Raw genomic sequence first — 22,497 nt, forward strand, 5'->3', positions numbered from 1 at the left:
CTTAACCGGGTTTCTAAATAGGGCCAAACGGGCCGGGAGTGAAGTATGAAATACCTGATAGCGATCGTAATGATGTTGTTGTTACAAACGCCTGCGCTGGCGAATTCCGCTTATGAAAATCTGGCCTTTGCACTAAGGCAGCAGAAAATTACCGATGACCTACGTCACAAGTGTCAGATACCGACGACGGTATCCGATGAACAATTACGCACTCACTTTCTGGATAGCACTCATGATAACTCTGCCGTGCTGTCAGCCGTAAAAGCGCTGACCGAAAACAACCAACAGCGGTATCAGACCTTCCTGAGCCAGGTCAAATGCCCGGGCTGACTATTTACTGGCTGGCCGGAGAGTAGCAATGACACGAAATAATGGGATTGTATGGAGCGGGTCTCTCTGGCTGCTGATTTTAAGTCAGTCGGCTTTTAGTGCTGGAGTTAATGATAATCGCGACAAACTTGATGATGATCCTCCGAATATGGGTTCAGCATCATTACTACTTCCGGCTGCAGCGGTTATCTGGGCGCCTTTACCCTCCGCCCGTTGAGCCCTGAACTTACGATGATCGGCTTTGCGGCAGGCTCTTATGGGTCAAAAAATGAGGAGGATGAACATTATCGGGGCTATTTTGGCGGGATCGGAGCAGGTTACAAATTTGATAAACACAGTTCAGTAAACCTTCTGATCTTCATTATGGACAACAACACCTATCTGGACGATCCCGACAAACGCTTTCTGATTTCGTATACCTGGCAATTTCAACAATACGCATTGATGGCTGCCTTACGGATGGATTTACCGTCAGACAATGTACGGCTTTGGAGGCAAAAATGATTAAAGCGGTGATGTGTCTGTGCGGTTTCCTGCTGCTCTTCACTTTCCAAAACGCACTGGGCGCGGAGCCGCGTCAGGCACCTTCGGCACAGGAAAAAGCGCGTACGTTGTATCTGCTTAATCAGCCCGTGGTGATGCTGCAGGCAAAGTTTGGCCTGACCACGCCAGAGGAGCGCGTCCAGCGTATTGTGACGATATTGCGTACGTTTGATGAACATGACCTTGCTCAACCGGTAGCGATGCACACATTAACGCGCTACCAACAGTCAGCCGTGCTTTTCTCTATTAACGGCAAACCCTTTATGTTATTGGCGCAGGGCGATCTGGATGAAGGGGATGATCTGACGCTGTCGCAGGCCGCAGAGCTCGTCAGGCTCCGTCTGGACACGCTGAGGCAATCATTATCTGAACAGTACTCATCGCAATATCTCCTGCTCTCGGCAGGTAAAAGCCTTGTGGGTGCGCTGTTGCTGATCGCGTTTATCCTGTTTGCCCTGCGCTCTTATGCCTGGCTGAAACGGATATATGCCACAAGGCGCGCTCAGCGGAAAAGCCTCATTCCGGGCGCACTGCGCGCCTTTCTCGGTCCCATTGAGGTACGGCTGTATGCCATTATGCTTACCGTGGCCTTCCTCGTGGCACTTTACATCTGGGTCAGCTGGGTGTTGAGGCTCTTTCCCTGGACGCGGATTTGGGGCATGGAGCTGGGAGGTTATGCGGTAGGGTTGCTGCAACGTCTCGGGCTGGCAATCCTTTCCGCGCTGCCGGGTATGCTGATTGTTGTCGTCATCTTCCTGATCACGGCGCTGGTGACGCGCTTGCTCCGGCTGGTGCTAAGACGCGTTGAGACCAAGCAGTTACAACTGCCGGGCCTGCATCCGGATACCGTTGGCGTCACCCGGAAACTCATCAGCGTTGTCATCTGGTTATTCGCTTTATCGGCGGCGTATCCGTTTTTACCCGGCGCTAATTCGCTCGCCTTCAAAGGAATTAGCGTTTTCTTCGGACTGATGCTGACGCTGGGCTCGGCAGGCGTGATGAACCATGCCATGAGCGGCCTGGTGCTGACCTACTCCCGCGCGCTGCGAAAAGGCGAAGTGATCAGGATTGCCGAGCATGAAGGCGTCGTCAGCGAGGTGGGCATGCTGGCAACGAAAATTGTGACCCGCGAAAATTACGAGGTGACGGTTCCCAACGCGGTGGTCGTCAGCGGCAGAATAGTAAACCTGAGCGCCACGTTGAAAGGCCACGGCGTCAACATGACGACCAGCGTCACCATTGGTTATGACACGCCCTGGCGTCAGGTCGAAGCGATGCTGGAACTTGCCGCCAGTCGCACACAAGGAGTTAACCGCAGCATTCCCCCACTGGTCCGCCAGCTGGCGCTGCAGGACTGGTATGTGGCGTATGAACTCCAGGTCCGGCTTCAGGCGGGAGAATCACTGGCCGGGGTAAGAAGTATTCTTCACGGTCATATACAGGATGTGTTCAATGAATTCGGCGTGCAGATCATGTCGCCAAACTTCATCAGTCAGCCGGATCAGCCAGTGATTGTGACAAAGTCAAACTGGTTTACGCCTCCTGCGAACCAGGATGCCAGCGATAAAGGTTAAGCCGGGTTTTGCTTTACCCACCGATTTCGTCCCTGCTGTTTTGCCCGGTAGAGTGCTTCATCAGCGCGGGCAATAATGCTGGCGGCGCTATCACTGCTGCCGGAAACCGCGATGCCCATGCTCACGGTTACCGTTTTGCTGACCTCGGATGCGAGATGCGCCAGCGCTGTTTCATGCAGGCTTGCCTGGATACGTTCTGCAACCAAGGCGGCTTCGTCGAGTGAGGCCGCTGGCAGCACCACCACAAACTCCTCCCCTCCGTAGCGTGCTACCAGATCGGCGGGCGTGCGAACCGACAATTTCAAAACCTCGGCGACTTTTGCCAGACAATCATCCCCGGCCTGATGGCCGTAATTGTCGTTGTAGCGTTTGAAATAGTCCACATCGAGCATGATCAGTGCAAACGGCAAAGTCTGGTGGATAGCGTCCTTCAGATAGTTTTCCAAAGACCGCCGGTTTGCTGTTCCGGTGAGTGCATCCTGATGCGCCATGACATCAAGTCGCGCGATGAGCATCCTGTTCTCCTGATAACGCCGCCAGGCTTCATCAAACCAGCGCTGCAGGATATAGCGGCCATATATGAGAATGGTGGTGAGGATGAGCCAGACCAGCAAGAATCGCACGCTAATGCCCTGATTAAGTTGCATGCTTGCCAGCAGAGCGGTTAACCATAACGGTGTGAGGAATAGCAAAAGAGCCGTTGGGTGATAATAGAGCGCGGCCAGGGCGGTGAGCATAAGAATTACACTGAGAGGCCAGGCAAACGGCAGGTGCCACAAGACAATAAAATGATAACTACTGTAGCTCCACATCAAACTAAGAATCAGGAGCAAACCCAGGCTGACGGATGTAAATCTGGCTGGAAGACGGTAGATCAACAAGGCCAGTAAGCAAGATAAAGCAATGATGCCGACCGCAATGCCATTAATGAGATGAAGTATTTCTGACTGATTGCTGATTGAACGGTCAAAACCGCTAATGAGAACATTGCGAAAAAAAATTATCAAAGCAAAGCTGACGTTCACAAACGTGAACCAGGGAATACTGACGTGTAATGCTTGTCTGACCATATCATTACGGTCCTGCCATTCTATCGCCGTATCAAAAGCGCGTCGTTGACCGCCAGAACGCTTATCCATCCCCGATGACCTCATCGATGAGTAACTACTCTTCAGTGTCTATTAAATTGAACGAACTAAACCAGCCAATGATCCCGGAAATATACCAGCTTCAATAATAGCCGCTTCCGGCATAGAGCTGCCTTACTTATGCTTATCCCGTTTGTATATGACTAAGTCGCAAACCAAACCCAATTTCGAACTACGTAAATAACAGCGGTCTTACAACCCATATTCCCCGCGCAGCAACCCAAACAGCCAATCGTTATGCCACGCATTTCTCAGCCAGTAACTTTCCCGCAGTTCACCCTCTAATACAAAACCGACTTTTTCCAGCAGTCGCCGTGAGGGCGTATTGCCTGCGGTGACGGTGGCGCTCAGGCGTCGGATGCCGCCGTCGCTGAACGCATAGTCACAAATCGCCCGGAGCGACTCGTGCGCATAGCCTTTGCCTTGCGCTTCTGGCGCGAACAGAAAGCCGACTTCTGCGCAGTCATTTTCGCGATGAATATAACCGCTGACGCCGATGCGATTACCTGATTGTTTTTCCCGCACCACCAGACACAGCCAATGCGCGCTGCGTGGCGACCAGAGCGGCAATCTTGCTGTGAAATCGGCGAGAATTTTTTCTTCAGATTTTGCATCGGCGACGTGATACATGACGTGAGGCGAGAGTTGGAGCTGACGGAAGAAGTCCCAGTCGTCTTCCGCGATCTGCGAGCAGGTAAGTCTGGCGGTTTCGAGATGCAGTTTAGCAATCACATTTCACCTTCGTTTATGGATGAAAGTGGATCACGTTAAACCAGGTCGCCATAAATGGCGACCCTACAAATGCGCGCGGGAAATCACAACTGGAACCGCAACGCCACACCAAACGCCTGCTCGGCACCAACAATAATCGCCGACTCTTCTTCGCGGAACGGCACATCACCGAGCAGCAGGCTGGCTTTCACTTTGCGCAGATCCGAGGTGCGCAAACTCAATCCGGCCATGCGCGCGCTGCCGTCGTAATCAATCGGCAATCCGGCGAAGCGCTGCGTAACGTATTCCGCGGCGGCAAAGCGTACCGTTGCCACGCCCGCTTTGAGCACAAACGCGCCTTCCTGACAGGCGGTGAGTTTATCGGCACCGAATAAACGGCTGTAGGGCTGCGCAGCGGCGGCGGGATCCTGCGCCACCACCACGAACTCGACGATATCGTTCACGCCATTCGGGTGGACGCGCCACGCGTCCTGCCACACCGAATCCGGTGTGTCGTGCTGGCAAAAGAAGCTGCGGCCATTTGAAACCAGCGAAGGGCGTAACCGCACGGTGCGGAAGCGTGCTTCCTGCTCGGTGCCGTCCGGCAAAGTAACGGGACGGAAAAAGCTCGCCGGCAGATCGCCGTCGATGTCCTGACTCTCCAGATAACGCCACACCGCGTCGGCATCCTCGGTTTTCCACACTAAACCGCTGAGGCCAATTGGCGACTGCCACAAATCCTGGCGCAGATTGCCGCGCCCAGGCTCAAACCCCAACAGCTCCAGATAGTTATCACCAAAAATCGCCAGATGATTACTGGAGCCGAGCGAATGATGGCCGCGCTCGGTCAGCTGAAATCCCAGGCGACGAAACAGCGCGCTGGCGTCATCCAACTGGCTGGCAACGTTGATCACCACATGGTCGAGACGTGGAACAGGTACAGAAATCGCCATCGCTTTTCTCCTTGCTCTCATGGTCACGATGCCAGCGCCTGTTGTTGGCGCAGCGTCAGCAGCGCGCGCTGGGCCAGCTCGGTGAAGTAATGCACCGCAGGTTCCAGCATCGCTTCATCCGGATCGAATCCGGCGTGATGCAAGCCAAATTCACTGGCGCTGCCGATGCTGACGAACGCGCCCGGCAGCTGCTGCAGGTAGAAGGCAAAGTCTTCGCCACCCATCTGCGGCGTGCCGACCTGTGTTTGATAGCCTTGCTCTGCGGCCAGATCCAGCGCGAAATCTGCCCATTGTGGGGTGTTAACCAGCGAAGGCGGACCTTCCTGCCACACCATCTCCGCCTGTGCGCCAAATCCGGCGGCGATCCCGTTTATCAGCGCTCTCATTTTCTGCGGGATCTGCGCGCGAATCGCCGCATTGTGAGTTCGCACCGTGCCTTCCAGTTCCACCGTTTGTGGCAGCACGTTCCAGCTGTTGCCTGCGGTAAAGCGCGTCACGCTGACCACCACCGACTCCAGCGAACTGAACACGCGGCTCGGCAGCGTTTGCAGCGCGGTGACGATGTGGCTGCCAATCACGATGCTATCAATGCCTTCATGCGGACGCGCGGCGTGCGCACCTTTGCCGTTGATAGTGATCTGGAAACGATCAACGTTGGCATAATAGGCACCGCCGCGCGTCCGCAGCGTGCCGGTTGGCAGATCCGGCGCGTTATGCAGGCCGAAAATCGCCTGAACCTCTTTCAGCGCGCCCGCCGCCAGCAGCTGTTTCGCGCCGGTAAAAATCTCTTCGGCAGGCTGGAACAGAATGCGCACGCGGCCAGGCAGCTGGGATTCGATGCGTTGCAACTGCTGTGCGACGCCCAGCATCACGCTACTATGCAGATCGTGGCCGCAGGCGTGCATCACGCCCGGCTGCTGGGAGCGCCATGCTTGATCGGTTTGCTCGTCGATGGGCAGGGCGTCGATGTCGGCACGCAGCGCAATCAGCGGTTCACCGTGACCGATTTCTGCCACGACACCGGTTTTCAAATCCAGCGGCAGCAGCTTGACGTTGAGTTCCTGCAACCAGCGGGTAAGGCGCTCGGTGGTGGCAAATTCCTGATCCGACAGTTCGGGATGCTGATGCAGCTCGCGTCGCCAGCGCACCAGCTGTTGATGGGAAAGATCCGTCATGGTCATCCTTGTGTGTGTTCAGGTAAGAAAGGTTCGCCGAGCGTCAGCATCAGGCGATTCGCCCAGGCAAAGAAGGCGGCGGATTGAATCAGGTCCAGCAGCTCCAGCGTGCTGAATCCCTGAGCGCGCAGCGCCTGCAGCTGTTTCAGGCTGGTGGCGGCAGGCGTAATCGATAAGGTAGCAACCAAATCGATCTGCGCCGCCCAGCGCGCCGATTGTCCGTGCGACAGCTCAGCGCCCGGCGCGACATTCAGCAGCTTCTGCACCGCCGGTTCATCTTTCGACAGCTGGCTGGCTTTGCGCGCATGCACCGAGGCGCAGTAGATGCAGCCGTTGACCTTGCTCACCACCGTGGCGGCGAGTTCACGCTCGGCGCGTGAAAGTCCGCCTGCGGTGTAGAAGATGCCTTTATCGGTTAGCGTGCGCTGCTCGAGCAACGGCTGATTGCGGCCCAGCAGGCGGAAGTAATCAGAGTCGCTGTGGCCGAATTTCGCCAGCGTTGCCTGCTCTTCAGCGCTAAATTCATGCAGCGGTTTTGCTGCCAGCCACGGTTCCCAGCCGAGTTCCTGCTGGGTAAATGCGGTGAGGGCGGTTTTCCCGCTCACGGTGAGCGGCGCATCGTGCCATTTACCGGCCACCGCATGCGGCTGCGACGCCGTCTCTTCACCGTTGAGCAAACGCAAACCCGCAAGCAAGCGGCTCTGGAAGCTGACAAAGGCAATCAGCTGCGCCAGCGTGACGATGCCGCGTGGCGACCATCCGGCAGTTTGCAGCGTCTCGATGTGCTGCGGCGCAGCATCGACCGGATGCAAGCTCAGCAGTTCCGCAAACGCCAGACCCGCAGCGAAGCGTGCGTTGTTGGGCTGATCCGGCTGGCGGTAATGCGCTTCGAGACTCGACGCGCCATGCCAGGCCGCGACCTGCGCGGCGAGGGCGAAACGTTCTGCTAACAGCAAATCCTCATCATCCTGTGAAAACAGCACGTCATAGCTGCCTTGCGTGTGCTGGGTGGCGGCGTGACGCTCGGCGCGGGCTTGCGCCAGTTCAGACGCGGGATCGATATCCGCCAGCGCGGCCAGTAAATCAAACGGTTGAGACATGAAATTCTCCTGTTAAGCGTGGCTCAGCGCACGCAGCGCGGGCGCAATATGCTCGGCAATCAATTCGATAGAACGCAGAATGTCGGCGTGTGGCGGATCGATGGAGTGCACCTGGAAGCTGATATCGGTGACGCGTTGCAGCGACGTATCGGCCAGCAGCGATTGCCGCACCGTGTCGGCATCGCCGAAGTGCGCATCCAGCTGACGCGCCTGTTCGTCCAGCGTGTTGCCAATCACGTGTCCCGATTCACGGAAATGCTGCGCCTGGCGCTGCAAGCCCGGCTCGGCGAGACGGCGCGCGTAGTCGTTGGAATCGGCCACAAAAGCAGTGCGCGATGCCAGAATACGCGGCGCAATCCCTGCTGGTAAAGCCGCCAGATAGGCATCAATCATCGGGTTTTGTATCTGGTGGAGCGGCAAATCAGGCTGGCCCGCCGGACGCGGCTGAGTGCGCGACAGCATCAAACCGTGTCCGGCAAGGCCTGCGCGCGCCGCACCTTCCACCGAGAAGGTGGCGATCCACACGCGCTGCGCCAGCGTCGGCGCTGCGGGATAAAGATGATTCTCCGGATGGCCCAACGTATCGCCGCGCCAGGCGCTCAGCAGTTGATGCAGATGATCGGCAAACACGCTGGCGCGCTGGTCGATGGTGATGCCGAACGGCAGAAACGAGGTCGCGGTGCCACCCGATCCTAAACCGACTTCGAGGCGACCGTTGCTCAGCAAATCCAGCACCGCGGCATCTTCGGCGACGCGCAGCGCGTTCTCCATCGCCAGCGTGATGATGCCGGTGCCAAGCCGAATAGTGCGGGTGTGCGCCGCAACGTGGGCCAGAAACACAAGCGGTGACGGCAAGCCGCCTTCTTTCTCGTGAAAGTGGTGCTGAGCAATCCACGCGCTGTCAAAACCGGTGCGCTCGGCGTGCTGAATCTGTTCAGTTGCCAGGCGATAGCGCTGCTGTGCGGAAGTGTCATCCAGCAGGCGAGTGAAAAAACCAATGCGTTTGCGCGTCATGCAGACTCCTTAATCAGCGGACGGAAAGCGGGTATCGCGTCAATCAGCGATCGGGTATACGGATGCTGCGGCGCGCTAAATAGCGTGACAGTGTCACCTTGCTCCACCACTTCACCGGCGCGCAGCACGGTGACGCTGTGCGCAATGCGGCGCACGGTGGCGAGGTCGTGGGTAATAAACAGATAAGTAAGGCCGAGCTCGCGTTGCAGCTGTTGCAGCAGTTGCAGAATCTGCGCCTGCACCGTGACATCCAGCGCTGAGGTCGCTTCATCCAGCACCAGAATCGCCGGTTGCAGAATCAGGGCGCGGGCGATGGCTACGCGCTGACGCTGGCCGCCAGACAACTCGCGCGGTTTACGCGTCAGCAGCTCCAGCGGTAACGCCACGCGCTGCGCCACGGCTGCGACGCGTTCACGGCGCTCGTCGCTGCTGAGTTTCTCAAAGTTACGCAGTGGCTCTTCAATGATGGCGAACAGCGTCTGGCGCGGATCAAGCGAGGCAAACGGGTTTTGATACACAAACTGAATCTTGCGGCGCAGCTGACGTTGCGCTTCGCCGCGCAGCGCGGTGGCATCGATGCCATCGATCACCACGCGGCCGCTATCGGCCTGCTCAAAGCCTAAAAGAATGCGCGCCAGCGTGGTTTTCCCCGAGCCGGATTCGCCGACCAGCGCGTGCGTGGTGCCGCGCGCCACCGTGACGCACACCTCTTTCGCCACCTGCAGCTGCTGCTGGCGACCGAGGGAAAACTGTTTATTGATGCCGGAGAGCTGAATCGCTGGCGACGAGAAGTTGGCATGTGTCGGCACGGACAGCGCGCTGTCGCCCGGATCGGCGTCCTGCAACAGCTGCCGCGTGTAAGCATGCTTAGGCGCGTTGATCACCTGCGCCGCCGGGCCTTGTTCCTGAACTTCGCCATGACGAAATACCAGCAGGCGATCGGCGCGTTCTGCCGCCAGCGCCAAATCGTGCGTGACAAACAGCACCGCCGTACCGGATTCGCGGCGCAGCACATCCAGCAGATCGAGAATGCGTTTTTGCACCGTGACATCCAGCGCGCTGGTGGGTTCATCGGCAATGATAACCTGCGGACGCAGGGCGAGGGCGATAGCAATCAGCACGCGCTGTTTCATGCCGCCGGAAAGCTGATGCGGATACTGCGTCAGACGCTGTTCCGGATGGCTCAGCCCCACTTTTTGCAGCAGCTCCAGTACGCGCTGCTGACGTTCGGTTTTGCTGATTTTCAGGTGCAGCTGCAACATTTCACCGACCTGATCGCCAATGGTTTTCACCGGATTGAGCGAGTTGCCCGGATCCTGCGGCACTAAGCTGATGCTGACGCCGCGCAGGCTATCAAGACGTTTAGAAGACCAACCGGCGATATCGGTGCCGTTCAGCACAATTTTGCCGCTGTCCCGGCGGCCGTTTTCTGCCATCAAACCAATAATGGCCTGCGCGGTGGTGGTTTTGCCGGATCCGGATTCACCGACCAGCGCCACCATTTCACCCGGCTGCAACTCAAAGCTGACGTTGTGAACCACCGCGCGCCACTCGCCGCGCTGGCGATAGCTGAGGGTTAAATTTTCAATGGCTAATAACGCGCTCATGCGTCACCTCCGGCCAGTTGACGACTGATGCGGTTGGCGGCCAGCACCACGGCGACCACCACAATGCCGGGGAAGGTGGTGAGCCACCACGCAGTCGCCAGATAGTTACGTCCTTCGGCGATCAATAATCCCCATTCGGGCGTCGGCGGCGGCGTGCCGTAGCCGAGGAAGCTGAGCGTGGATAACGCCAGAATCGCCTGGCCAAACTGCAAGGCGGCGAAGGCGATCACCGCCGTCAGCGAGTTGGGTAAAATATGACGCCACAACACACGCCAGAAACTGCCGCCGCTGCCGTAAGCCGCTTCGACGAACTCGCTGCGGCGTACGCGGACCACTTCGCCACGCGCCAGGCGGGCAAAGCTGGCAATCGAGGCGATGCCCACCGCCAGCGCGGCGTGCACGGTGCCAAAACCCAGCAGAATCAGAATGCTGAGCGACAGCAGCAGCGAAGGAATCGACAGCAGCACATCCACTAAGCGCATCAGCCAGTTCTCAGTGCGACCGCCCATCGCGCCCGCCAGCACGCCGAGCGTGGTGCCGCCAATCAGCCCCATCGCCACCGCTGCGACCGCCGCCGACAGCGACTGTGACGCACCATAAATAATGCGCGCGTAGAGATCGCGGCCCAGCTGATCGGTGCCGAGCCAGTAAGCGGCCTGCGGCGGCAGACGTTGTGCGCCAGGCACGCCTTCCGTTGGGCTGAAATGGGTAAACAGACCAGGCGCAAATGCCGCCAGCAGCGCCAACAGCATCACGCCCCACGCCAGCCACAAACCTGGCTGGATGTTGAGCACGCGGGACGCACGTGCGTTGCCGTTGCTTTGACGCGCAGTTGAGTAATCGACCAGACTCATCGGTTGCCTCCGGCAATGGATTGCAGACGCGGATCGAACAGCGGCATCAGCGCATCGACCAGCAGGTTAATCAGCACAAACGCCAGCGCCGAGATCATCACCACCGCCTGTAACACCGCGACGTCCTGATTATTCACCGCCTGCTGCGTCAGTTGACCGACGCCGCTCAGGCCAAACACGGTTTCGGTAATCAGCGCACCGGCGATCAGTTCCCCGAGCAGCAAACCGGCAACGTTCAGCACCGGCAGCAGCGCATTGCGCATCACGTGATGCCACAGCACATGGCTTTCGCTGGCGCCTTTAGCGCGCGCGACCGCCACGAACGGCTGGGTAGAAACCTGATCGATGCTGCGTAATAGAATCTGCGCCAGCGGCGCGGAGATCGGGATCGCCACGGTAATCACCGGCAGAATCAAACCCTGTAGCGCCGACGGATTGATCACCGGGATCCAGCGCAGCTGGAAGGAGAACAGCTGAATCAGCGCGATGCCGAGCCAGAAGGTTGGCAGCGAGATAAACAGCGCCGGAATTGATTGCAGCACCGAACGCAGGAAGCGCAGCGCCGGCAAGCGCGATAACGCCGCCAGCGCGAACGCAATAAGGGTTGCCAGCGCAAAACCGAGCAGCGCCAGTTGCAGCGTGGCGGGCAGGTTGCTGATCAGCTGTTCGCTGACCGGCACGCCCGCCTGCACCGAGTAACCAAAATCGCCGCGCACCATCGCCAGCAGCGTGTGCACGTACTGCTGCCAGAGCGGATTATCCGCGCCGTAAGCCAGTCGCATTTCGGCGATTTGATCCGGGCTAAGGCCCAGATCCGGGTTCTGAAACTTGATCAGCACCGCATCGCCGGGCAGCACCTGCAGCAGAAAGAACGACAGGGTAAACGCGGCCCACAGCACCAAAACGCTTTGACCCACTCTTCGCAGCAGTGAACGTTGCATCATTAACCTGCCTTAGTGTTTTTCCAGCCACGCGCCGTAGAACGACGGACGACCGACGGCTTCAAAATTCACGCCTTTCAGCCACGGCGCACCGGCAAACACCTGCGGTTCTTCAAAAATCGGAATCACATAGGCCTGATCGAGCAGATAGCGCTGCGCCTCGCCGGTCACCGCCAGGCGTTTTGCCGGATCGACTTCCGAGGAGATCCCCAGCAACAGCGTGTTCAGTTTGTCGTCGCGGAAGTTCTGCACCTTGTCGCTGGAGCCGCCTTTTTGCAGCAGCGCATCACGGTTAGTCGGATAGAACTGGCTCTTCACCACGTCAGGATCGGCGCGGCCCACTTCGGACACCACCAGCGGGGTTTTCAGCGGATCGAGGTTATCCAGCACGCGGCTGCCGGCATCACCGGCTTTCACCGCCAGCGCGACGCCAACCTGACGCCACTGCTGTGCCACCAGTTGTAGCACCTCTTTGTTCTGCGGCTGCGGCAGCGATTCATAAATGGTCAGCGCCAGTTTCTTGCCATCCTTTTCGCGGATGCCGTCGCTGCCCGGTTTCCAGCCCGCTTCATCCAGCAGCTTTTTCGATAACGCCGGATCGAATTTCAGCTTGTCGGCCAGATTGACGTAACCGGCCGCCGAGGTGGCGATCACCGAGGTGGCCTGCGGATAGTTCGGTGAGAACAGGGTTTGCACCACTTGCTGCGCGTTGGTGGCGTGCAGCAGCGCCTGACGCACTTTCACATCGCTGACCAGCGGGTTATCCGGGCGGAAGCTGATGCTGTCGTTAACGCCACGCGTGGGTGCAGCGTAAATCGGGAAGTTTTGCTGCTGCGCCTGCTTCTCGTCGTAGGCTTGCACCTGACGAATAAAGTCGGCCTGGCCGGCCAGCAGCGCGCCAATACGCACGCTGTCTTCCGGCGTGACGATGAATTTAATGCCGTCGAGATTGGCGGGACCTTGCTGGGCGAGGTTTTTCGGGCCCCATTGATAATCTTTGCGCGCGGTTAAATCGACCTCGCGGCCGAGTTTCTCATCGCTGACCACAAATGGACCGGAACCAATAATATGACGCGCATCGCCGAGTTGGTCGAAGCTACGCTGCAGCGTACTGAGGGAAACCAGGCCTGAACCGATGGTAGCGGTGCCCTGTAAAAAACCGGGAGATGGCTTTTTGAAATAGAATTTCACCGTCTGAGGATCAATAACTTCACTGCGGTCGTAATTATTGATCACTTCGGAAACCGGCAGGCGCTGGGCTTTATTTCCCAGACCGTAAGTATCAAAGTTTTTGGCTACCGCATTGGCATCTAAGGGCGTGCCATCAGAGAAGGTGACGCCGGGACGAATTTTAAAGGTATATTCGGTTTTATCGGCGTTACTGCTCCAGCTTTCGGCAATCCACGGTTCCACTTTTAAGGTTTCAGGATTCTGCCACGTCAGCTTATCGGTAATTTGATTCAGAATACCGCCATTGGGATAAAAGCCACCGGCAGGTGGATAAAGGTTGGTATGTGCCTGTTGTTCGAGGTAAACCAGCGTGCCGCCTTTAACGGGCGTGTCTGCCGCGTGGGCGCTAAAAATCCCTGATAGCAGGGCCAAACTCAACGCCTGCAAGTGAAAATGCTTAGTCATGGTGTTTCCCTTTTTAATCAATAGCCCGACGGGCGGTTTTCATCATTGAATGCCGCACACGGGAGTTGAACCAAGGAATTGCACTAAGCTTTGCTAAAAAAAATAAATAGGCGTTCTGTTCATACGATGGGGCGCCATAAATGGCGTAATGCTTATTAGCTAAGCCATTGGCGATGGCGCTGACCGGTGCCACTTTTGGTCCGGCGGTCCTCGCGCCGCTTACGCGGTACCTTCACTTCGCTCGTCTGCCTGACGGACCGGCGGAGACGGGACGTCCTGTCCCGGCTCCGCCTTTCGCCCGCGTCCTGCGGGCTCTCCTGGCTTCCTCGCTTCGTTCAGCGCTGCGGATTGCCGGCCCAAAAGCGGCCCCGGCCTGCTCCAAACCTTCAGTGCGTGTTGTTGAAAAGGGCACATTTGCCAGAGGCGCTGACGCGTCTGCTGCGGCAAAAGGGCTATCCGCAGCGCTGAGGCTTTTACGTTGGGCCAGGAGCCTCACGCAGGGATGCGTGAGGCAGTTCGGGGCCGGCCAGGACGGCCGATCCCCGAATGATCCGTCGGCACGACGTGAAAGCCGAAGGTACCGCGCTAGCGGTGCGAGGACGGCCCGTGACGCAGTAGATGTGTCAGAGCCCGCAGCAGATTTAAAGCACAATGATTTGACCGGTTGTTACATCACGCCCATTAAACGCGGTAGCCATAGCGATAACGCCGGAATATAGGTAATCAACATCAGCACAATAAACAACACGCCATAGAAAGGCAGCATGGCGGTGACCACTTGCTCAATCTTTTGCTTACTCACTGCGCTGGCGACAAATAATACCGTGCCGACCGGTGGCGTAATTAATCCGATGCCTAAGTTGGTTAGCATTATCATGCCGAAATGCACCGGATCGACGCCGAGTGCGGTGGCTACCGGTAATAGTACCGGCGTCAGAATCAGGATCAGCGGTGCCATATCCATTAGCGTCCCCACCACCAGTAGCAGCAGATTAATGCACATCAAAATCACATACTTGTTACTGGAAAATTGGGTAAAGGCTTCGGTAATAATGGTGGGTAATTGCATAAAGGTCATTACCGCACCAAAACCGGCGGCGAAGGCGATCAACACCATCACAATGGTTACCGTTTTGATGGTACGAAACACCAGAATATGCAATTGCGTCCATTTGAAATCACGATAAATAAACATGGTGACAAAGAACGCCCAGATGCAGGCAATGGCTGCCGATTCCGAGGCGGTGAAAACGCCGGACAGAATTCCGCCGAGAATGATGAAAATGGTGAACAATCCCCAAAACGCATCGAAGAAGATTTTCAACGCCTGCTTGTAAGGGATGCGCTCGCCTTTGGGATAGCCGCGTTTACGCGCAAATCCCAGGCACATCACCATTAAGCAAAAACCCAGTAACAGGCCAGGAATGATGCCGGCGACAAACAGCGATGAGATGGTGACAACACCGCCGGTGGCGAGCGAATAAATCACCGAGTTGTGGCTGGGCGGGGTTAACACCGCTTGTACCGAGCCGCTGGCCGTTACCGCCGCAGCGAAGTCACGCGGATAGCCTTTCTCCTCCATCTGCGGAATCATCACGGAACCTATCGAGGCGGTATCCGCCACCGAAGAACCCGAAATCGCGCCAAAGAAGGTTGAGGCGACAATATTCACCAGCGACAAACCGCCGCGAATAAAACCAACGAAAATATAGGCAAAGTTGACCAGCCGTCGGGCAATGCCGCCTTCCGCCATAATCGCACCAGCCAAAATGAAGAACGGAATGGTTAACAGTGAAAACTTATTAATGCCGTTGGTAATCTGAATCACCACCGCTTCCAGTGGTAAATCGATCCACCATGCCCCGATAAACGCGCTCAATCCAACGGCAAATGCCACCGGGAAACCCACCAGCAGTAATACCACCAAACTGCCTATCAAAATCAGTGCGTCCATTTTCTTCTCCGCTTAGTGGGTGCCGCCAAGAGTCACGATGGCGCGTTGGCTTTGATCGCCATTAACCAATCTTTCAATGACAAACAGCAGGGTGAAAATCGCGCCGATTGGGATCGGCAGATACATTTCGCCATAGGTCACCACCGGTAATGAGGCCAGCGTTTGCACCCACATCGCTTCACACAGGTTGTAACTGGCGCGGAAAATCACCAGACAGGTGATGATCATCAGCGCGTCAGACAACTTGAGCAGCCAGCGCTGATTCACCGGCGAGAGCCGGTCGGTCATCATCGAGACGCAAATATGCGTACCGGCGCGGAACCCGACTGGCGCACCAATAAAGGTAAAGATGATCATGCAAATGATGGCGACCGGTTCTGGCCAGGATAACGCGTCGTTCAGCACATAGCGGGTGAAAATCCCGATGGGAATCACCGTCACCATAATCAACAAGGCAACGGCGGCGATCGCCATGCACAGCAAATAAAGCCCATCCATCAGACGAGAGTATGCAGTCATAATGTTTACCTGATTAAAACGCCACGTAGGCACGTGGCGTGGGGAGGATTACTTCACATCAGCAATTTGTTTCATCAAATCCTGATATTTCCCGCCAAATTGATCGCGCACTGGCTGGGTGGCTTTCATGAAGGTTTCACGATCGGTTTCCTGAAAGGTCACGCCACCAGCTTTCATCTTCTCAATGGATTGTTGAGTGTAAGTTGCCCAGAGCTGACGCTCTTCCTCCTGTGCCTCTTTGCCTAATTTCTTCAGCAACGCCTGGTCGTCAGCCGAGAGGCGATTCCACAACGGTTTAGAGTAGAGAATCATTTCAGGCTGAATGAAGTGACCGGTGAGGGTGTAGTACTTAGCGACGGGCATATAGTTGTGGGCAACAAAGGTTGGCGGGTTGTTTTCAGTGCCATCCACCACGCCGGTTTGCATGGCGCTAAACACTTCGCTCACGCCCATTGCCACCGGGTTTGCGCCCATGGCTTTTAAGGTCGCCAACGAAATCGCACTGTTTTGCACGCGGATTTTCATACCTTTAAGATCGTCGGGTTTGGCGATTGGCTTTTTAGTGATCATGTTGCGCACACCGGCGTCGGTCCAGCCGAGGAATATCATGCGGGCGTTAGGATCGTTATCGAATTTCTCGACGATATTTTTCCCGATATCACCATCAAGCACCTTGTGCATATGATCCTCATCGCGAAAAACATACGGCAAGGTTAATACGCTGGTTTCTGGCGCGATGGTGGTGACCGGTGCCAGCGAAACACGGATCATGTCAATGGCGCCCAGTTGCACCTGCTGCAGCGTCTGGTCTTCATCGCCGAGTACGCCACCGGCGTAAACCTTCATTTCTAATCGGCCATCAGTGGCTTTTTTTAGCTTCTCGCCCATGTGTTCAAGCGCCACCACGGTGGGATAACCCGCCGGTTGAACTTCGGCCACTTTAATGACCTTGGCAGAAGACACTGCCGGGCAAAACGCTGCCGCAGAGGATAACGAAACGACCAGAAGTAATTTTTTAAACGTCATGCTTTTTCTCCAGCTAAGGGGAGGCAGGAAGGTGCGGCGCATTAATTTGTCGAAGGATGCCGCGTGGTGTCAGCATAGAGAAAATAGTGGCTGGAAAAATAAGGGAATGGCGATTGGATGAATTACGTCACATTTTGAAACGATGTTTTAATAATTTTATATTGAGTGTCACATTTTCAAAACATCACCACAACAATCCGTATCCTGTGGGGATAATTATGTGTTTTCAAAGGAGTTTAAACCACTTGGTCCAATCTATCTCCCTGATATGCATAAAGTAAATATAGATACGACAATATCATGTTTTACGAATCCGCCTTCTCCACCACAAACTACTCGCCATATTCATGACGAAAAGGATAAGGCGCATGTCATACCGACTGAGTTTGCTGGATAAATCGCCGATTGCCGACGGAGAGACAGCCAGCCACGCGCTACACCGCACGTTACAGCTGGCGCAGCAGGCGGAAGTCTGGGGCTATCACCGTTTCTGGTTAGCGGAACACCACAATACCGATCGTCTGGCGAGTCCGTCGCCGGAACTGCTGATCGCCTGGATCATCGGCCAGACGCAACATATTCGCGTCGGCTCCGGCGGTGTAATGCTGCAACACTACAGCCCGTACAAAGTGGCGGAAAACTTCAACCTGCTGGCGTCATTAGCGCCGGGCCGTATCGATGTCGGTGTCGGCAAAGCGCCGGGCGGCTTGCCGCTCTCGACGCGTGCGCTGCAGTTCGGTGTGCATCTGCAGGAGAAAGGCAGCTTCGCCGAGCAATTGATGCTGCTGGATAGCTGGCTGCAAGTGCCGCCGGTGGGCGATGAAGAGATTCTGCGCGCTACGCCGCAGCCGCCGCGTCCGGCCAATCGCTTCCTGCTGGGTGCCAGCGAAGAGAGCGCCAAACTGGCGGCGGAACTCGGCTGGCAGCTGGTGTTTGCCGCGCACCACAACGGCGATCCGCAACTGATGGAGAAAGTCCTTAACAGCTATCGCCAGCACAGCAACGGCCAGCGCGCGCTGGTGGCGGTGCAAGTGGTGGTGGCGGATTCTCCGGCGGAAGCCGATCTGCTGGTGGATAACTTACGTGTTTATCACGTCAGCGTGAAAGATGGCCCCAGCGTTAACGTCGGCAGCGTCGAGCAGGCCGAGCGCTACGTGCGTCAGGGCGGTTATACCGATTACGTGATTGAACCGCGCACGCCATCGCTGCTGAAAGGCACCGCCGCGCAGGTGCATGCCAAGCTGGATGCGCTGCATCAGAATTTCGGCATTGAAGAGTTCGTGATTGATACGCCGGTGGCTGAAGAGCAGGCGCGCGTGAAATCACTCGAACTGTTGGCCACTCACCGTTTAGTCACCGCATGATTCGCTGCTTCCGGAGGCAGGTATGACGCAATTTAGCGAACATCAGCTGATTGACTGGCGACGTGAGCTGCACAGCTGGCCGGAGTTATCCGGCCGCGAAGTCGAAACCACTGCGCGCCTGCGCCGCTGGTTACAGGACGCCGGTTTGCGTCTGCTGGATTATCCGCTGGAAACCGGCGTAATCGTGGAAGTGGGGCACGGCGACACGTTGATTGCGCTGCGCGCCGATATCGATGCGCTACCGATTCACGAAGCCACCGGACTCACTTACCGCTCGCGCAACAGCGGCGTAATGCACGCCTGCGGCCACGATGTTCACAGCGCGGTGATGCTGGGCGCGGCCTTGCAGCTGAAAGCCGTTGAAGATCACTTGCCGGGCCGCATCCGTATTCTGTTCCAACCGGCGGAAGAGAACGCCACCGGCGCACGCCAGTTGATCAATGCGGGCGTGCTGGACGGTGTGCAGGCGATTTTCGGCATGCACAATGAACCCGGTTTGCCGACCGGTACCTTCGCCACCCGTGGCGGCGCGTTTTACGCCAATGCGGATAAATTTATCGTGCGCGTTTCCGGCAAAGGCGCGCATGCCGCGCATCCGGAAGAGGGCGTGGACAGCATTGTGGTCGCCAGCCAGATTATTCAGGCGCTGCAATCGCTCACCAGCCGCAGTTTCAATACGCTGGACAGCTTAGTGCTCAGCGTGACGCGTATCGACGCCGGCAAAACCTGGAACGTACTGCCCGGCGAGGCCGAATTTGGCGGCACGGTGCGCACCCATGACAAACAGGTGCGCGCGGAGCTGGAGCAGCGCGCCCGTACGCTGGTGGAGAATATCGGCGCCGCCAACGGTGCCAGCGCCACCTTTAGCTGGCATCCGGGTCCGCCGGTGCTGGAGAACGATGCGCGCTGGGCGCAGTTTGCCAGCAACGTGGCGCAGCAGGCGGGCTACCGCGTGCAGACCGCTGAGTTACATCTCGGCGGCGAAGATTTTGCCTACTACTTACAGCAGATCCCCGGCGCGTTTGTCAGCATTGGCAGCGCGAGCGAATTTGGTCTGCATCATGGCGGCTTCAATCCTGATGAAGCGCTGATTGCCCCCGCTGCACACTACTTTACGCAACTGGCTCAGCAAGCGTTGCAGCACCTCAACGCGCGATGTCGTGACGCCATTCTGAACTAACGCGATTCACCCTTTAATTCCGGTTCTGTACGGCGACAGGCATGTCGCCGTCAGGCTGCGCCTTGGCAAAAGAGAGAACATTATGACTGCAAGACAACTGCGATTGGGCACCATTCTGCATGGCGCGTCCGGCAATATGTCCGCGTGGCGTCATCCGGCGGCGCTGGCCGATGCCAGCATCAATTTTGATTACGCCAAACATATTGCGCGCAAGGCGGAAGCGGGCAAGCTGGATTTCCTGTTTGTTGCCGATGGCCTGTTTATTAATGAAAAATCGATTCCCCACTTCCTCAATCGCTTCGAGCCGCTGACCTTGCTGTCGGCGCTGGCGGGCGTTACCGAGCATCTTGGTTTGGTCGGCACGGTTTCCACCTCATACAGCGAGCCGTTCACCGTGGCGCGGCAGTTTTCCAGCCTCGATCATCTGAGCGGCGGTCGTGCGGGCTGGAACGTGGTGACCTCGCCGCTGGAAGGTTCGGCGAAGAACTTCTCGCGCCAGCAGCATCCGGAACACGCGCTGCGCTACCGCATCGCTGATGAGTATCTGCAAGTCGTGAAAGGGCTGTGGGATTCGTGGGAAGGCGACGCTTTCGTGCGTAATAAAGAGAGCGGCCAGTTCTTTGATCCTGAGAAGCTGCACACGCTGAATCACCACGGCGATTTCTTCCAGGTGCAAGGGCCGCTGAATATCGAACGCACGCCGCAAGGACGTCCGGTGGTGTTTCAGGCGGGCGCATCGGAAGATGGCCGCAAGCTGGCCGCTAAACACGCCGACGCCATCTTTACCCATCAGCCGACGCGCGAAGAGGCGCAGGCGTTCTACCGCGATGTGAAAAAACAGCTGGTTGCGAATGGCCGCGAACCGGGCGATCTGCACATTTTCCAGGGCGTCGGTGTGATTGTTGGCGACAGTGCGGAAGATGTGGAGCAGCAGTATCAAACCACCGCCGCGCTGGTTTCCATCAAAGATGCGCTCAACTATCTCGGTCGCTTCTTCGATCATCACGACTTCTCACAATATCCGCTGGATGAGCCGTTCCCGGAACTCGGCGATATCGGGCAAAACAGCTTCCGCAGCACCACCGACGAAATCAAACGTAAGGCGCGCGAGCATGGCCACACGCTGCGCCAGGCGGCGCTGGAAGCCGCGACGCCGCGTCCGCTGTTCCACGGCACGCCAGAGCAGGTGGCCGACGGTTTGCAGCTGTGGTTTGAGAGCGAAGCGACCGATGGCTTCATCATTCAGGGCGGCACGCCAGATACCTTCGAACGCTTTGTCGATCGCGTGGTACCGGTTCTGCAAGCGCGCGGTTTAACCCGCAGCGAATACCCCGGAACCACGCTGCGCGCCAGCTTTGGTCTGAAAGATCCGGTTAACCAATACACACAAAAATAAAACTCGAGAATAAACGCTATGCAGAAAAAATCTCTTATTGCGCTGTTGTTGCTGGGCATGAGCAGCGCCGTATTCGCCGAAGATGTGGCGGTTAACGGTCAGAACATCAGTGTTGAAGCCAACAAAACGCCGATCAATACCGCGAAAAATGACGCCGCAGTGGCGCAGATCCCGGCTGGACATCGCTTTGCCGTGCCGGGGTCGTTCACCGTAGCGGTCGCCGCGCTGAATTCGCCGCCATTAACTGTATTCAGTGATGACAACAAAACCCTGCTCGGCAGCGAAGTGGATATCGCCCGCTTAGTCGCCGACAGCCTGGGTCTGAAACTCAACGTGGTGCCAACGTCATGGGAAGACTGGCCGCTGGGCGTGGCATCGGGCAAATACGATGCGGCGATCAGTAACGTGACCGTCACTAAAGAGCGCAAAGAACGCTTCGATTTCGCCACCTATCGCAAAGATTCACTCGGTTTTTACGTCAAATCCAGCAGTCCAATTAAGTCGCTGACCAAAGCCGAAGATATTGCCGGACTGCGTATTATCGTCGGCTCTGGCACCAATCAGGAATCGATCCTGCTGGCCTGGGATAAAGAGAATCAGGCCAAAGGGTTGAAGCCGTTTACGCCGGTGTATACCAAAGACGATGCGGCCCAAACGCTGGCGCTGCAGTCAGGTCGCGCCGATGCCTACTTTGGTCCGAACGTGATTGGCGCCTGGAAAGCGGCGCTGACTAAGCAGACGCGTTTGGTTGGCAGCGTCGATGGCGGCTGGCCGAAAGCGGCGCACATCGCGGTGACGGTGAAGAAAGATGGCGGTTTAGTGCAGCCGATCAACACCGCGCTGAATGGCGTGATCAAGAACGGTGATTACGACAAGGTGCTGAAGCGCTGGGGTGAGGGCGTTGAGCGTATCGACAGTTCAGAGATCAATCCGGCCGGATTGGGCGATTAAGGAGGCCGCATGAGCGAGCAACTGTTCCGCGAAGTATCACCGGAAGCGCCTGAGCTGCAACCGATTTTGACCGGACTGTTTGGTGAATATACCGCGCGCTACGGCGCGTTCTTCACCAGCCAAAAAGAAGTGGAGCTGACCGAATGGTATTTGCCGCCGCGCGGGCTGTTTATCGTGCTGGAGCGTGACGGCGAGATCATCGCGATGGGCGCGTATAAACCCTACGACGAGGTGACCGCTGAGTTTAAACGCATCTGGACGCGCAGCGATCTGCGTCGTCAGGGCTTGGCGCTGCTGATCCTGCAGGAACTGGAGCGCCGTGCGCTGCGTGCGGGCTATCAGCGCGTGTTTCTCACCACCGGTTTCCGCCAGCCAGAAGCGGTGAAGTTGTATATCGGCCACGGTTATCAGCCGCAGTTTGCGCTGGTGGAGGATATGGAAGTCTACAGCCAGCCGCCACACGATGGACGCTTGCGGTTCCTGAAAGTGATTGATGTACATAGCGTGGCGCAGGCCAGCTAA

The 22,497-nt window shown here is 57.1% G+C and carries 23 protein-coding genes; 9 read left to right on the plus strand and 14 right to left on the minus strand.

From position 1 onward, the window contains the following. The first annotated feature begins 45 nt into the window (after positions 1–45). From AAF463_RS20855 to AAF463_RS20870, 4 genes are read left to right on the plus strand one after another with little or no spacing between them, the layout of a single operon-like run. Positions 46–330: a YicS family protein gene (locus AAF463_RS20855; RefSeq protein WP_350262384.1), complete on the plus strand. Its 285-nt coding sequence runs from the start codon at positions 46–48 to the stop codon at positions 328–330. Between the two features lie 28 nt (positions 331–358). Beyond that, entirely contained in the window at positions 359–547 is a 189-nt protein-coding gene (locus AAF463_RS20860; protein ID WP_350262385.1) for a hypothetical protein, read from the plus strand. 14 nt (positions 548–561) lie between these two features. Then, complete coding sequence (locus tag AAF463_RS20865; RefSeq protein WP_350262386.1) at positions 562–834, plus strand: hypothetical protein; 273 nt, start codon at positions 562–564, stop codon at positions 832–834. Beyond that, positions 831–2,447: a mechanosensitive ion channel domain-containing protein gene (locus tag AAF463_RS20870; protein ID WP_350262387.1), complete on the plus strand. Its 1,617-nt coding sequence runs from the start codon at positions 831–833 to the stop codon at positions 2,445–2,447. The genes AAF463_RS20865 and AAF463_RS20870 overlap by 4 nt, the downstream gene beginning before the upstream one ends. On the opposite strand, the gene AAF463_RS20875 is transcribed toward AAF463_RS20870, so the two are convergent. The 14 genes from AAF463_RS20875 to AAF463_RS20940 form a co-directional block, all read right to left on the minus strand. Continuing rightward, positions 2,444–3,517 (minus strand): membrane-associated sensor domain-containing protein, encoded by a 1,074-nt coding sequence (locus AAF463_RS20875; RefSeq protein ID WP_350262447.1) that lies wholly within the window; start codon positions 3,515–3,517, stop codon positions 2,444–2,446. The two genes, AAF463_RS20870 and AAF463_RS20875, sit on opposite strands and share 4 nt — an antisense overlap. Positions 3,518–3,787: 270 nt before the next feature. Beyond that, entirely contained in the window at positions 3,788–4,327 is a 540-nt protein-coding gene (locus AAF463_RS20880) for a GNAT family protein (RefSeq protein WP_350262388.1), read from the minus strand. A gap of 83 nt (positions 4,328–4,410) precedes the next feature. After that, positions 4,411–5,259, minus strand: a complete 849-nt coding sequence (locus AAF463_RS20885; protein ID WP_350262389.1) for a VOC family protein — start codon at positions 5,257–5,259, stop codon at positions 4,411–4,413. A 23-nt stretch (positions 5,260–5,282) separates the two neighbouring features. Next, positions 5,283–6,434: an amidohydrolase gene (locus tag AAF463_RS20890; RefSeq protein ID WP_350262390.1), complete on the minus strand. Its 1,152-nt coding sequence runs from the start codon at positions 6,432–6,434 to the stop codon at positions 5,283–5,285. A 2-nt stretch (positions 6,435–6,436) separates the two neighbouring features. Then, positions 6,437–7,534, minus strand: coding sequence for an alkylhydroperoxidase domain protein (locus AAF463_RS20895; protein ID WP_350262391.1), 1,098 nt, complete (start codon positions 7,532–7,534; stop codon positions 6,437–6,439). Positions 7,535–7,546: 12 nt separating this feature from the next. Beyond that, entirely contained in the window at positions 7,547–8,548 is a 1,002-nt protein-coding gene (locus AAF463_RS20900) for a putative FMN-dependent luciferase-like monooxygenase (protein WP_350262392.1), read from the minus strand. Next, the gene (locus tag AAF463_RS20905; protein ID WP_350262393.1) at positions 8,545–10,155 is read right to left on the minus strand and encodes an ABC transporter ATP-binding protein; all 1,611 of its coding nucleotides are present in this window, start codon (positions 10,153–10,155) and stop codon (positions 8,545–8,547) included. The genes AAF463_RS20900 and AAF463_RS20905 overlap by 4 nt, the downstream gene beginning before the upstream one ends. Further along, entirely contained in the window at positions 10,152–11,009 is an 858-nt protein-coding gene (locus tag AAF463_RS20910) for an ABC transporter permease (RefSeq protein WP_101761392.1), read from the minus strand. Before AAF463_RS20910 ends, AAF463_RS20905 begins: the two co-directional genes overlap by 4 nt. Continuing rightward, positions 11,006–11,950 (minus strand): ABC transporter permease, encoded by a 945-nt coding sequence (locus tag AAF463_RS20915; RefSeq protein WP_206098201.1) that lies wholly within the window; start codon positions 11,948–11,950, stop codon positions 11,006–11,008. Before AAF463_RS20915 ends, AAF463_RS20910 begins: the two co-directional genes overlap by 4 nt. Positions 11,951–11,962: 12 nt before the next feature. Next, on the minus strand, positions 11,963–13,585 hold the full coding sequence (locus AAF463_RS20920) for a TIGR04028 family ABC transporter substrate-binding protein (protein ID WP_271460342.1): 1,623 nt from the start codon (positions 13,583–13,585) through the stop codon (positions 11,963–11,965). 13 nt (positions 13,586–13,598) lie between these two features. After that, a complete protein-coding gene (locus AAF463_RS20925) occupies positions 13,599–13,778 on the minus strand; it encodes a hypothetical protein (RefSeq protein WP_210080278.1) in 180 nt (59 codons plus the stop codon). 474 nt (positions 13,779–14,252) lie between these two features. Beyond that, positions 14,253–15,539: a TRAP transporter large permease gene (locus AAF463_RS20930; RefSeq protein ID WP_101761395.1), complete on the minus strand. Its 1,287-nt coding sequence runs from the start codon at positions 15,537–15,539 to the stop codon at positions 14,253–14,255. A 12-nt stretch (positions 15,540–15,551) separates the two neighbouring features. Next, positions 15,552–16,058, minus strand: a complete 507-nt coding sequence (locus AAF463_RS20935; protein ID WP_110868462.1) for a TRAP transporter small permease — start codon at positions 16,056–16,058, stop codon at positions 15,552–15,554. A gap of 48 nt (positions 16,059–16,106) precedes the next feature. Then, positions 16,107–17,084 carry a TRAP transporter substrate-binding protein gene (locus tag AAF463_RS20940; RefSeq protein WP_101761397.1) on the minus strand — a complete coding sequence of 326 codons (978 nt, stop codon included), beginning with the start codon at positions 17,082–17,084 and terminating at the stop codon, positions 16,107–16,109. Positions 17,085–17,452: 368 nt separating this feature from the next. Here AAF463_RS20940 and AAF463_RS20945 point away from each other — a divergent pair, with 368 nt between their 5' ends. The 5 genes from AAF463_RS20945 (at position 17,453) to AAF463_RS20965 (ending at position 22,497) form a co-directional block, all read left to right on the plus strand. Then, positions 17,453–18,448, plus strand: a complete 996-nt coding sequence (locus tag AAF463_RS20945; protein ID WP_350262394.1) for an MsnO8 family LLM class oxidoreductase — start codon at positions 17,453–17,455, stop codon at positions 18,446–18,448. A gap of 22 nt (positions 18,449–18,470) precedes the next feature. Continuing rightward, positions 18,471–19,628, plus strand: a complete 1,158-nt coding sequence (locus AAF463_RS20950) for an amidohydrolase (RefSeq protein WP_350262395.1) — start codon at positions 18,471–18,473, stop codon at positions 19,626–19,628. An 82-nt stretch (positions 19,629–19,710) separates the two neighbouring features. Further along, positions 19,711–21,024 carry an LLM class flavin-dependent oxidoreductase gene (locus tag AAF463_RS20955; protein WP_350262396.1) on the plus strand — a complete coding sequence of 438 codons (1,314 nt, stop codon included), beginning with the start codon at positions 19,711–19,713 and terminating at the stop codon, positions 21,022–21,024. Positions 21,025–21,042: 18 nt separating this feature from the next. Beyond that, complete coding sequence (locus AAF463_RS20960) at positions 21,043–21,975, plus strand: ABC transporter substrate-binding protein (RefSeq protein WP_101761401.1); 933 nt, start codon at positions 21,043–21,045, stop codon at positions 21,973–21,975. A gap of 9 nt (positions 21,976–21,984) precedes the next feature. Further along, positions 21,985–22,497, plus strand: coding sequence for a GNAT family N-acetyltransferase (locus tag AAF463_RS20965; protein ID WP_350262397.1), 513 nt, complete (start codon positions 21,985–21,987; stop codon positions 22,495–22,497).

Origin of the sequence: Pantoea sp. BJ2 (genome assembly GCF_040255075.1) — a bacterium.
GTDB lineage: Bacteria > Pseudomonadota > Gammaproteobacteria > Enterobacterales > Enterobacteriaceae > Pantoea > Pantoea leporis.